General features: G+C 70.2%; 7 protein-coding genes. All 7 read right to left on the bottom strand.

The genetic code is table 11. From position 1 onward, the window contains the following. Nucleotide 1 precedes the first annotated feature (1 nt). The 7 genes from rpsL to HH311_RS26825 all read right to left on the bottom strand — a co-directional run bounded on the left by rpsL (nt 2) and on the right by HH311_RS26825 (nt 13,244). Nucleotides 2-376, bottom strand: a complete 375-nt coding sequence (rpsL, locus tag HH311_RS26855; RefSeq protein WP_169186790.1) for a 30S ribosomal protein S12 — start codon at nt 374-376, stop codon at nt 2-4. A gap of 611 nt (nt 377-987) precedes the next feature. Further along, entirely contained in the window at nt 988-4,899 is a 3,912-nt protein-coding gene (locus tag HH311_RS26850) for a DNA-directed RNA polymerase subunit beta' (protein ID WP_169186789.1), read from the bottom strand. Between the two features lie 96 nt (nt 4,900-4,995). Further along, nucleotides 4,996-8,481, bottom strand: coding sequence for a DNA-directed RNA polymerase subunit beta (gene rpoB, locus HH311_RS26845; protein ID WP_169186788.1), 3,486 nt, complete (start codon nt 8,479-8,481; stop codon nt 4,996-4,998). Nucleotides 8,482-8,944: 463 nt separating this feature from the next. Further along, entirely contained in the window at nt 8,945-9,922 is a 978-nt protein-coding gene (locus HH311_RS26840; RefSeq protein WP_169186787.1) for a hypothetical protein, read from the bottom strand. Between the two features lie 16 nt (nt 9,923-9,938). Further along, entirely contained in the window at nt 9,939-10,412 is a 474-nt protein-coding gene (locus HH311_RS26835) for a hypothetical protein (protein WP_169186786.1), read from the bottom strand. Nucleotides 10,413-10,549: 137 nt separating this feature from the next. Beyond that, complete coding sequence (locus HH311_RS26830) at nt 10,550-12,022, bottom strand: MCE family protein (protein ID WP_169186785.1); 1,473 nt, start codon at nt 12,020-12,022, stop codon at nt 10,550-10,552. A gap of 1 nt (nt 12,023) precedes the next feature. After that, a complete protein-coding gene (locus tag HH311_RS26825) occupies nt 12,024-13,244 on the bottom strand; it encodes an MCE family protein (RefSeq protein ID WP_169186784.1) in 1,221 nt (406 codons plus the stop codon). Nucleotides 13,245-13,249 lie beyond the last annotated feature (5 nt).

Genomic DNA, 13,249 nt, shown 5'->3' with positions numbered 1-13,249 from the left:
GTCAGCTCTTGTCCTTCTTCGTCCCGTAGCGGCTGCGGGCCTGCTTGCGGTTCTTGACCGCCTGCGTGTCCAGCGCGCCGCGGATGATCTTGTAGCGAACGCCCGGCAGGTCCTTCACGCGACCGCCGCGCACGAGCACGATCGAGTGCTCCTGCAGGTTGTGGCCCTCGCCCGGGATGTACGCCGTGACCTCGATCTGGTTCGAGAGGCGCACGCGCGCGACCTTGCGGAGCGCGGAGTTCGGCTTCTTCGGGGTCGTCGTGTAGACGCGCGTGCACACGCCGCGCCGCTGCGGGCTCCCCTTGAGGGCCGCGGTCTTGGTCTTCTCGACCTTGTCCTCGCGGCCCCGTCGGACCAACTGCTGGATGGTGGGCATTCGTTCCTCTGGCTCGTGTCCTGCTCGTCGTGTCGCTACGTCTGTCGGTGTCGTCCGCACCGCACGGGCCGGTGGGTCCGTGGATCGCGGGGTCGGGCGTGTCGTCGGTGGACCGCTGGCCCCTCGTGACCGACACCGCCGACGCTCCCGGTCGCCGTCACACCGCCCGTGGCGGGCGCAGCGCAACGGCCCGATCGCGTCGGGCACCGGGTACGACGATACCTGCGCATGCGCGCGGGTTCGCAGGTGGGTCCGGATCCGGCCACGGAGGCATCCCTCGACGGACCCTGCGCGCCCTCGAAGGTCCTCTCCGGACCTCCATATCGCCGGCGGTGTACTCCTCGCCGTCGAACGGGCTGCCGCGACGATACACGAGCGCCGCCTCCGGGGCGTGCAACGTCACCCGGGAGGCCCGCATTCCCCCGCGCGCTCGCGCTCGGTCCGCGGCCCTGAGGTCGAGGAGCACACCACGCGGCATCCGACGCCGCCGCGCCTGCCTGACGTACCCCTCGCCGGCGCTCCACCCCGTTCCGAGTTAAGGGCGCACCGCCCCGGACATGACGAACGCCCCCGCCCGGCGGACCGGGCGGGGGCGTTCGGGACGGCTCAGGTCAGCGGTACTGACCGAAGTCGTAGTCGTCCAGCGGGACGGCCACGCCGCTGCCGGTGCCGAAGACGTCGGGCGAGTAGTACCCGTCGTCGTAGCTCGGCAGGGCGTACGCCGCGGCGCGCGCCTCCTCGGTCGGCTGCACCTGGATGTTCCGGTACCGGTTGATGCCGGTGCCGGCCGGGATCAGCTTCCCGATGATGACGTTCTCCTTCAGCCCCACGAGGCTGTCGGACTTCCCCTCGATCGCGGCGTTGGTGAGGATGCGGGTCGTCTCCTGGAACGACGCCGCCGACAGCCACGACTCGGTGGCCAGCGAGGCCTTCGTGATGCCCATGAGCACCGGACGCCCCGCCGCCGGGTCGCCGCCCTCGGCGACGACCTTGCGGTTCTGGCCCTCGAACTCGGCGCGGTCCACGACACCGCCGGGCAGGAACTCCGTCGCGCCCGAGTCGATGATCGTCACCCGGCGGAGCATCTGCCGGACGATGACCTCGATGTGCTTGTCGTGGATCGACACGCCCTGCGAGCGGTAGACCTTCTGGACCTCGTCGACGAGGTGCAGCTGCACCTCGCGGGGGCCCATGACCCGCAGCACCTCGTGCGGGTCGGCCGTGCCCTCGAGCAGCTGCTGTCCGACGCCGACGTGGTCGCCGTCCTGCAGCGGGCGCTCGGTGCCGTCGACGGGGATCGTCGCGAGCCGCTGGCGCTTGGACAGCTTGTCGTAGATGACCTCCTCGCTCCCGTCGTCCGGGATGAGGGTGATCTTCCAGAACTTGTCGCCGTCCTCGAGCTGCACCCGGCCGTCGACGTCGGCGATCGGCGCCTTGCCCTTGGGGACGCGGGCCTCGAAGAGCTCCTGCACACGGGGCAGACCGGTCGTGATGTCCTCGCCGGCCACACCACCGGTGTGGAAGGTGCGCATCGTGAGCTGCGTGCCGGGCTCACCGATCGACTGGGCGGCGACGATGCCGACCGCCTCGCCGACGTCGACGAGCTGGCCGGTCGCGAGGGACCGCCCGTAGCACATCGCGCAGACGCCCTGGGCCGAGTCGCACGTCAGGACGCTGCGGACGCGGACCTTGCCGATCCCCGCCGCGATGAGCGCGTCGATGGCCTGCTGGCCGATGTCGCCGCCCTTGGCGAGCACGACGTTGCCCTCGGAGTCGGTGACCTCGGAGGCCGCGGTGCGGGTGTACACGCTGGTGTCGACGTGCACGTCGCGCATGAGCGACCCGTCGGGGCCCTCCTCCGCGATCGGCATCGGGATGCCGCGCTCGGTGCCGCAGTCGACCTCGCGGACGATGACGTCCTGCGAGACGTCGACCAGGCGCCGGGTCAGGTAGCCCGAGTCGGCGGTGCGCAGCGCGGTGTCGGCGAGACCCTTGCGCGTGCCGTGGGTCGAGATGAAGTACTCGACCACCGAGAAGCCCTCGCGGAAGTTGGACTTGATCGGCCGAGGGATGAACTCGCCCTTCGGGTTCGCGACCAGGCCCTTCATGCCCGCGAGCTGGCGCACCTGGGTCATGTTGCCCGCCGCGCCGGAGGCGACGATCCGCGAGATCGAGTTGTCCTCGGGGAAGTTGTCCTCCATCGCCTTCGCCACCTCCTCGGTGGCCTGGCCCCAGATGCGCACCAGCTCGTCGTTGCGCTCCTGGAAGGAGAGCGCACCGCGCTGGTAGCGCTTGTTGACCTGCTCGGCGCGACCCTCGTACTCGTCGAGGATCTCCTGCTTGCGCGGGGGCACGACGACGTCGTCGATGGCGATCGTGACGCCCGAGCGCGTGGCCCAGTGGAAGCCGGCGTCCTTGAGCCGGTCCAGCGTCATGGCGACCTCGGTCATCGAGTAGCGCTCGGCGAGGTCGTTGATGATCGCCGCCTGCCGCTTCTTGGGCAGCAGGTCGTTGACGAAGGGGTAGTCCTCGGGCAGGAGCTCGTTGAAGAGCACCCGGCCGAGCGTGGTCTCCGCGAGCCACGGCACGCCGGGCTCGTGGTCCTCCGGGGCCATGCCCGGGCCCGGGACGACGGAGCCGTCGAGCCGGATCCGAATCTTCGCCTGGAGGTCGAGGGCCCCCAGGTCGTAGGCCATGATCGCCTCGGCGGGCGACGAGTAGGCCTGGCCCTCGCCGTTCCCGCCCTCGGAGAGCATCGTCAGGTAGTACAGCCCCGTGACCATGTCGAGGCGCGGCATGGCGAGCGGCTTGCCCGACGCCGGCGACAGGATGTTGTTCGCCGACAGCATGAGGATGCGGGCCTCGGCCTGCGCCTCGGCCGACAGCGGCAGGTGCACCGCCATCTGGTCACCGTCGAAGTCGGCGTTGAACGCCTCGCACACCAGCGGGTGGAGCTGGATGGCCTTGCCCTCGACGAGCTGCGGCTCGAAGGCCTGGATGCCGAGGCGGTGCAGCGTCGGCGCCCGGTTGAGCATCACCGGGTGCTCGTTGATGACCTCCTCGAGCACGTCCCAGACCTGGCCGCGCTGACGCTCGACCATCCGCTTCGCGGACTTGATGTTCTGGGCGTGGTTGAGGTCGACCAGCCGCTTCATGACGAACGGCTTGAACAGCTCGAGCGCCATCTGCTTGGGCAGGCCGCACTGGTGCAGCTTGAGCTGCGGGCCGACGACGATGACCGAACGGCCCGAGTAGTCGACGCGCTTGCCGAGCAGGTTCTGGCGGAACCGGCCCTGCTTGCCCTTGAGCAGGTCGGACAGCGACTTGAGCGGGCGGTTGCCCGGCCCGGTCACCGGCCGGCCGCGGCGGCCGTTGTCGAACAGCGCGTCGACGGCCTCCTGCAGCATCCGCTTCTCGTTGTTGACGATGATCTCGGGCGCGCCGAGGTCGATCAGTCGCTTGAGGCGGTTGTTGCGGTTGATGACCCGGCGGTACAGGTCGTTCAGGTCCGAGGTGGCGAAGCGGCCACCGTCGAGCTGCACCATCGGGCGCAGGTCCGGCGGGATGACCGGCACGCAGTCGAGCACCATGCCGCCGGGGCGGTTGCCGGTGGCCTGGAACGCCGCGACGACCTTGAGCCGCTTGAGCGCGCGCAGCTTGCGCTGCCCCTTGCCCGACCGGATCGTCTCCCGCAGGTTGTCGGCCTCGGCGTCGATGTCGAAGGTCTGCAGGAGCTTCTGGATCGCCTCGGCACCCATGGCGCCGGTGAAGTAGTCCGCGTAGCGGTCGTAGAGCTCGCGGTAGAGCGACTCGTCCTGGATGAGCTGCCCGCGGTCGAGCTTGGTGAAGGTGTCCCAGACCTCCTGGAGGCGGTCGAGCTCGCGCTGCGCGCGGTCGCGCAGCTGGCGCATCTCGCGCTCGCCGCCCTCCTTCACCTTGCGGCGCACGTCGGACTTCGCGCCCTCGGCCTCGAGCTCGGCGATGTCGCTCTCGAGCTTCTGGGCGCGGGCCTCGAGGTCGTTGTCGCGCTGGGTCTCGAGCCGCTTGCGCTCGCCGGCGATCTCGTTCTCGAGGGTCGAGAGATCGTTGTGCCGCTGGTCCGCGTTCACGTCCGTGATCACGTAGGCGGCGAAGTAGATGATCTTCTCGAGGTCCTTCGGGGCCAAGTCGAGCAGGTAGCCCAGCCGCGACGGGACGCCCTTGAAGTACCAGATGTGCGTGACGGGCGCGGCCAGCTCGATGTGGCCCATCCGCTCGCGGCGCACCTTGGCGCGGGTCACCTCGACGCCGCAGCGCTCACAGATGATGCCCTTGAAGCGGACGCGCTTGTACTTGCCGCAGTAGCACTCCCAGTCCCGGGTGGGGCCGAAGATCTTCTCGCAGAAGAGTCCGTCCTTCTCGGGCTTGAGGGTGCGGTAGTTGATGGTCTCGGGCTTCTTGACCTCGCCGTACGACCACTGCCGGATGTCGTCGGCGGTGGCCAGACCGATCCGGAGCTCGTCGAAGAAGTTGACGTCGAGCAAAGGTTCTCCCCTGGATGGGTGAGCTGTTTTCTAGAGGGCCGCGAGCCGGCCCCGGGGCTTGAGCAGAGCTTCAGGTCCGGGGGCCGGCGGGCGAGGTCAGTTGACGACGTCGTCCACGGAGGGCGACTCGTTGCGGGACAGGTTGATGCCGAGGTTGGCCGCGGCGCGCTCGAGGTCCTCGTCGTCGCCGTCGCGCATCTCGATCGCGGCACCGTCCGAGGACAGCACCTCCACGTTGAGGCACAGCGACTGGAGCTCCTTGAGGAGCACCTTGAACGACTCGGGGATCCCGGGCTCCGGGATGTTCTCGCCCTTGACGATCGCCTCGTAGACCTTGACGCGACCGAGCACGTCGTCGGACTTGATCGTCAGCAGCTCCTGCAGCGTGTACGCCGCGCCGTAGGCCTGCATCGCCCAGCACTCCATCTCGCCGAAGCGCTGGCCACCGAACTGCGCCTTACCACCCAGCGGCTGCTGCGTGATCATCGAGTACGGGCCGGTCGAGCGGGCGTGGATCTTGTCGTCGACCAGGTGCAGCAGCTTGAGGATGTACATGTAGCCCACCGCGATCGCGTGCGGGTAGGGCTCACCGGTACGTCCGTCGAAGATCTGCGCCTTGCCGTCCTCGCCGACGAGCCGGACGCCGTCGCGGGTCGGCAGCGTCGAGGACAGCAGCCCCGAGATCTCGGCCTGCCGGGCACCGTCGAACACCGGGGTGGCGGTCTTCGTGTCCGGCGCCACGGAGCGCATGTCGTCGGGGAGGTTCACCGCCCATTCCTCGGTGTTCTCCGGGTCGACCTCCCAGCCGGTCTTCGCGATCCACCCGAGGTGGGTCTCGAGGACCTGGCCGATGTTCATGCGTCGCGGCACACCGTGGGTGTTGAGGACGATGTCCACCGGGGTCCCGTCGGCGAGGAACGGCATGTCCTCGACCGGCAGGATCTTGCCGATGACGCCCTTGTTGCCGTGGCGGCCGGCGAGCTTGTCACCCTCGGAGATCTTGCGCTTCTGGGCCACGTAGACGCGGACCAGCTCGTTCACCCCGGGCGGCAGCTCGTCGTCGTCGTCGCGCGAGAACACGCGGATGCCGATGACCTTGCCGGTCTCGCCGTGCGGGACCTTGAGCGAGGTGTCGCGGACCTCGCGCGCCTTCTCGCCGAAGATCGCGCGGAGCAGGCGCTCCTCGGGGGTCAGCTCCGTCTCGCCCTTGGGCGTGACCTTCCCGACCAGGATGTCGCCGTCCGCGACCTCGGCACCGATCCGGATGATGCCGCGCTCGTCGAGGTCGGCGAGGACCTCCTCGGAGACGTTCGGGATGTCCCGGGTGATCTCCTCGGCGCCGAGCTTCGTGTCGCGGGCGTCGATCTCGTGCTCCTCGATGTGGATCGAGGTCAGGACGTCGTCCTGCACGAGACGCTGCGACAGGATGATCGCGTCCTCGTAGTTGTGGCCCTCCCACGGCATGATCGCCACGAGCAGGTTCTTGCCCAGGGCCATCTCGCCGTTCTCGGTGCACGGCCCGTCGGCGAGGACCTGACGGGCCTCGACGCGGTCGCCCTCGGAGACGATCGGCTTCTGGTTGATGCAGGTGCCCTGGTTGGAGCGCGTGAACTTGTGCAGCCGGTGCGTGGTGCGCTGGCCGTCGTCGTCCATGATCGTGATGTAGTCGGCGCACAGCTCCTCGACCACACCCGCGCGGTCCGCGGCGATGACGTCGCCGGCGTCGACGGCCGCCCGCAGCTCCATCCCGGTGCCGACCAGCGGCGAGTCGGAGCGGAGCAGCGGTACCGACTGACGCTGCATGTTCGCGCCCATGAGCGCGCGGTTGGCGTCGTCGTGCTCGAGGAACGGGATCATCGCCGTCGCGACCGACACCATCTGGCGCGGCGAGACGTCCATGTAGTCGACCCGCGCCGGGGCGATGAGGTCGACGTCGCCGCCCTTGCGCCGGACCAGGACACGGTCGTCCTGGAAGTGACCGTCGTCGTCGAGCGGGGCGTTCGCCTGCGCGACGACGTAGCGGTCCTCCTCGTCCGCGGTCAGGTAGTCGATCTGGTCGGTGACCACGCCCTCGACGACCTTGCGGTACGGCGTCTCGATGAAGCCGAACGGGTTGACCCGCGCGAAGCTCGACAGCGACCCGATCAGGCCGATGTTCGGGCCCTCCGGGGTCTCGATCGGGCACATGCGGCCGTAGTGCGACGGGTGGACGTCGCGGACCTCCATGCCGGCGCGCTCACGGGACAGACCGCCCGGGCCCAGCGCGGAGAGCCGGCGCTTGTGCGTCAGGCCCGCGAGGGGGTTGGTCTGGTCCATGAACTGCGAGAGCTGCGAGGTGCCGAAGAACTCCTTGATCGCGGCCACGACCGGCCGGATGTTGATCAGGGTCTGCGGCGTGATCGCCTCGACGTCCTGGGTCGTCATGCGCTCGCGCACGACGCGCTCCATGCGGGAGAGGCCCACCCGGATCTGGTTCTGGATGAGCTCGCCGACGGTGCGCAGACGACGGTTGCCGAAGTGGTCGATGTCGTCGGTCTCGACCGGGATCTCGCCGGAGCCGTCGGGCGCCTGCTCCTCGGTCTCCCCCGCGTGCAGGCGCACGAGGTAGGAGATCGTCTGGATGATGTCGTCCTCGGTCAGCGTGCCGGTGGACGGGTCGACGTCCAGGCCCAGCTTCTTGTTGACCTTGTAGCGGCCGACCTTCGCGAGGTCGTAGCGCTTGTCCTTGAAGAACAGGTTCTCCAGGAGCGTCTGCGCGGACTCGCGCGTCGGCGGCTCGCCCGGGCGCAGCTTGCGGTAGATGTCGAGCAGGGCCTCGTCCTGGCCGGCCGTGGCGTCCTTCTCGAGGGTCGCGAGCAGCGTCTCGGAGAAGGAGAACTTCTCCTGGATCTGCTCGGTGGTCCAGCCCAGGGCCTTCAGCAGCACGGTGACCGGCTGGCGGCGCTTGCGGTCGATGCGCACGCCGACGGTGTCGCGCTTGTCCACGTCGAACTCCAGCCACGCGCCGCGGCTGGGGATGATCTTGACGCTGAAGACGTCCTTGTCGGTCGTCTTGTCGACCGAGCGGTCGAAGTACACGCCCGGCGAGCGCACGAGCTGCGAGACGACCACGCGCTCGGTGCCGTTGATGATGAACGTGCCCTTGTCGGTCATCACGGGGAAGTCGCCCATGAAGACCGTCTGGGACTTGATCTCGCCGGTGGTGTTGTTGGTGAACTCGGCCGTCACGAAGAGCGGCGCCGAGTACGTCATGTCCTTGTCCTTGCACTCCTCGACGGAGGCCTTCACCTCGTCGAAGCGCGGGTCGGAGAAGGACAGGGACATCGAGCCGGAGAAGTCCTCGATCGGGGAGATCTCGGCCAGGACCTCCTCGAGACCGCCGACCGGGGAGTCCTCGCCCGCTTCCACGCGGCGCTCGAACCACTCCTCACTGCCGACCAGCCACTCGAAGGACTTGGTCTGCAGGTCGAGGAGGTCAGGGACCTCCAGCGGCTGGTCGAGCTTGGCGAAGGAGACCCGGAGGGGAGCCCCGGGGAACGACGCGTGGTGGTTCGAGGACCTGGTGGCGCGGGTAACTGCCAAGATGCGTCCTTCCGGAACAACGCTGTCTGACGCTGTCAGTAGCTCGTCCGCTCGAGACGCAGCGCAGTGCCCCGGGCGGCCGGTGGCGCGGCCTGGCGGGTACCCACACTCGTGGGGTGGAGACACGTGAAGGCAGCGCGATCCGACAGTCTAGCCATGACTGGCAGCACGTGTCGAACGCCCCCCTCGTGACACGCCTCCGGGGGCCTGGACCTCGATGAGGTCCCTGCCCGACCGGGGGGTCGGACGCGGGGTCTCGCGCTGGGAACAGAGTGACCGCCCATGCGGTCCCCGTCAAGTCCGACGCGCAGTTCCGTCGAGCGGTCCGCTGCCTCTCGCCGCAGGTCAGAGCATCCGGCCCGGACACGACACCGCCCGGGTCGAGTCATCTCACCGACGCTCGACCCGGGCGGTGTGCTCCGTTCGGGTCCCTCACATGCGCGTCTCGCGCATCACACGGGTGTCACATGGGGTTCAGCGCGCTGACCTTCCAGCGACCGTCCTGGCGGACCACGTCGACGTTGAGCAGACCGGGCGCGTTGGTCGACTGCTGGTTGGTGGTCCGCTGCGCGGTGAACTGCACCAGGACCATCAGCGTGGCGTGGTCGGCGTCGAGCTGCTTGACCCCGATGTTGAGCACGCTCGCGGTCTGGCGCAGCTTCTGCTGGGTTGCCGGCCCGCGGATGGTCTGCTCGAAGACCGCCAGGTACTGCGACTGGAACGCGCCCGTCGCGTCCGCCTTCGCGGCGTTCACCGAGTCGTCGAGCTTGGTGAAGTCGTAGGAGAGCATCTGCTCGAGGCCCTGGCGCGTCTGGCCGACCACCTCGGCGGTCGCGCCGGTGTCGATCACCGCCTGGTTGGCCACGGGGCCCTGCGTCCACGCCTGGCGGCCCTGCCAGAACGCCAGGCCGGCGAGGACGAGGCACACGACGACGACCGCGCCCAGGACGCCCTGCAGCAGGCCCGGGCGGCCGCCGAGGCGGCGGAACGGGGCCGCGGCGCCGCCGAGGGCGCCCGCGAGGCGTCCGCGCCGGGCCGGCGCGGACCCGGCCCGCTCGCGCGGGGCCTCCTCGCGGGGGCGGCGGGCGGGGCGCTCGAGCACGGCGGTGCCGGAGCGGGGTCCGCCCTCGTCGCGGGCCGGGCCGGCGGCCGCGCTCATGGCGCCGCCGCGACGGGCCTTGGACGCGGGTGCGGGTCGCTCGGCACCGGTGTCCTCGGCGGCACCGGCACCGGCCGCGGTCGTCGTCCGCTCGTCGACGGCGTCCTCGACGGCGGCGTCGGTCCCGGCCGCGGACGGGTCGGGGTCCTCGACGCCGACGGCGTCCTCGGTGTCCGGGCGCGCCGGCTCGCCGCTGCCGCGGCGCGGGTCGCGCAGGCCGGCGACCTTGGGCCGGCGGCCGGCCGGGGAGGTGCTGGTGATGGCACGGGTACGGGGTGGCACGACGCTGTCCCCTTCCTCAGCTCTGGCCCGCGGTCGGCGACGCCTTGGCGGCCTTCCAGCCGTCCGGGGTGCGCGTCATGTCGACCTGGAACAGCTGCTGCTTCTGGGTGGGCTGCTGGTTGGCGCTGGAGGCCGTCACGTTGATGGCGACGAGGGCGGACGCGGTGCCCTTGTCGTCGTCGAACGCGGTCAGCGACGCGCCGGCGGGCTTGGCCACCACCGACGCCCCGGCCTTCTTGAGGCTGTCGGCGAACTGCTGGCGGACCTTCCCGTACTCGGTGAGCATCGGGTCGGTCAGCGAGGACTGTGCCGCCGCGAGGTCCTGGTCGATCGTCTGCGGGTGCACCGTGTTGATGTTGACGACGATCTGCTCGGCGGCGTCGACCGCGACGTCCCGGTCCGCCGACTGGGTCGCCGTCGTGCCGTGGGTGCCGAGCCACCAGTAGATCCCGGCGCCGACCGCGGCGGCGAAGGCCAGCACGGTCAGCACCGCCAGGACGGTGATCCGGGTCTTCTGGGAGGGCGCCCGCAGCCGTGCCTTACGCGTCGGGGTCGCGCTCGTCTCGGGGGCGGTGTCGGTCGGAGACGTGATGGTCAGCTCCTCGGGGTCACCCCCGCGTCAACGGCTCATCCCAGGCCGGGGATGACGATCGGCGGGGCACCGCGCTTCGCGTTGGCGAGGGCGTCCGCTGGGGAGGACGACACGCCGGAGAACGCAGTGGTCTGGTTCGCATTCTGCGACGAGGCCTGAGAGCTCGACGCAGCGGGGGAGGCCTGGCTCTGCGCGGCCCCGCCCTGGACGGGCTGGCTGGTGTCGCCGGAGTCGGCACGCGCCGGGTCCGGCAGGCTCCGCGGCCCGTAGGCCGTGTTCGGGTCCAGGAGCGAGCCCTGCGGCCGCTTGGCGCCGTTGGGCAGCGGGGCGCGCTGGGACCCGCGCGGGTCGATGGCGGGATTGAAGCCCTGGCCGTTGGTCTGCTGGCACCACACCGTGGTGTTCATGGGGAAGTGGCCGGGGTTGGTCAGGGGCTGACCCCCGGTCACGGGGTTGCTCGGGTCCGGCGGCGGCACGTTGGCCTGCTGCCACGTCGTCTGCGGGTCGCCGTCGCCGGCCTGGTGCAGGTAGGCCCCGTTCTGGCAGTAGGGCGGGTCCTGGATGTTGAGCACGAGGCCGAAGTGCACCCGGCCGTCGCCGGGGACCACCGACGGGGCCGCCGCGGAGAGACCGGGGTAGGTCACGAGGAACTGCTCGACGCCGGCGAGGCGCGGCTGGACGATCCGGACCACGTCGAGGAGGTTCGCGAGCGTGCGGGACAGGTCCGGGCCGGTCTCCCGGATGAGGCCCTCGAGCTGGGTGGCCGCCGGCGGCGCGGCGTGCACCAGGCGCCGGAGGTTCGGGTCGTCGGCCTTGAGCTGGGCGGTGAAGAGGTCGAGGCTCCGGCTGAACGAGACGATCTGCGGGCCGAGCTGGCTCTGCGTGGTGAGCACGGTGCGGCTGTCGCGCAGCAACTGTGTGGTCTGCGGGAGCTGACTGATCGCGGTCGACACCAGCGTGTTGGAGCTGTCGAGCAGGCGCTGCAGGTCCGGGCCGGTGCGGTCGAAGGCGGTGTACAGCTCGTTCACCGTGGTCTGCAGCTGCGGCAGCGGCACCGACGTCGCGAGCTGGTTGACGTCCTTGAGCAGCGAGTCGACCGGCACCGGGGTGCGCACGTTGTTCGCGGTGATCACCGAGCCGTCGTGCAGGTACGGCCCGCCGTCGCGCGGCGGCTCGAGGTCGACGTACTGCTCGCCGACGGCCGACCGGTTGGCGATCACCGCGATCGCCGAGGCCGGCACGTCCGGGCTGTCCTTCTCGATCTCGAGGTCCATCTCGAGCCCGGTCGGCGTGAACCGCATGTCGCCGACCTTGCCGATCTCGACACCCCGGTAGCTCACCGACGCCTTGGGGAAGATGCCGCCGGAGTCGGTCATCTCGACCTTGACCACGTAGGGCCCGAGGCCGATCAGCGAGTCGGCGCCGACGTAGCGGAAGGCGATGTAGCCGATGCCGACGACCGAGATGACGACGAAGAGGATGAGCAGGTTCCGGATCTTCTTGGTCATCTCAGTTCCCGCTCCCCTGCCCGGAGGTCAGGCCGGGGATCGCCAGGGGCACCCCGTTGCTGCGCCGGACCTGGTTGGTCGCGGCCTGCGCCGCGGTCGTGCCCGCCGACGACGACACCTGCTGGTTCGCCAGGAGCGCGAACACCTGGTCCACGCCCGGCGCGTTCACACCGGACGTGACCAGGTTGAGGATGTCGGACAGGGAGAGCTGCAGCGAGACGTCGATGTTCGCGTAGTCGCCCTTGATGACGGTGAGCGAGTTGTCGGCGAACGGGATCGTCAGCAGGATCTGCAGCGACCCCGGGAGGGCGTCGCCGGCGGCGATGAGGTTGCCCAGGATCGGCTCCAGGCGCTGCAGATCGGCGACGGTGTTCGCCTGGCTGCGGTTGATGACGTCGGTCGCCACCCCGGAGAGGCGCTGCAGGGACTGCAGCGTCCCGACGAGCAGACCGCGCTGCTGGTTGAGCACGTCCAGGCCCGGCTGGAGGTTGTCGAGGACGTTCGCGATCTTGGCGCGCTGCGCCACGAGCGTCCGCGAGAGGCGGTCCACGGAATCCAGGGCCCGGACGATGTCGCCGCGCTGCTGGTTCAGCGACCCGACGAAGACGTTGAGGTTGTCGACCAGGCTGCGGATCTGGTCCTCGTTGCCGGACATCGCCGCGTTGAGCTCGCGGGAGATCGTCTGGATCTTCTCGACGCCGCCGCCGTTGAGCAGCAGCGAGAGCGCCCCGAGGACCTCCTCGACCTGAGCGCCGACGTCGGTGCGGTCGAGCGGGATCACCGCGCCGTTCGCCAGCTTGCCCTGCGGCGCCCCCATCGTCGGCGGCGCCAGCTCGACGAACTTCTCGCCGAGGAGGCTGGTCTGGCGCAGGTTGGCCGTCGCGTTGGCCGGCAGCGTGACGTCCCCGTTCACCGACATCCGGACTTCGGCGGTCCAGCCGTCCGGGGCCAACCGGACCTCGCGGACGACACCGACCGGGACGTCGTTGGTGCGCACGCTCGCGTTCGGGACGAGGTCGACGACGTTGGACAGCAGCGCGGTCACGTCGTACGGGTGGCTCCCGAGGACCGCGCCGCCGGGCAGCGGCACCTCCTGCACCGACTGGTAGCCGCAACCGGCGAGGCCGACGGCGGACACGAGGACGACGAGCAGCAGTCGCGAGATCGTGCGGAACCGCCGTCCCCGTCCGGCCGGGGCGCCGACGACCGTCGGCCTCTCCATGGGCA

The sequence above is a fragment of the Actinomycetospora sp. TBRC 11914 genome (genome assembly GCF_012933465.1).
Lineage (GTDB): Bacteria > Actinomycetota > Actinomycetes > Mycobacteriales > Pseudonocardiaceae > Actinomycetospora.
This window is presented reverse-complemented; position numbering and strand designations above follow the sequence as displayed.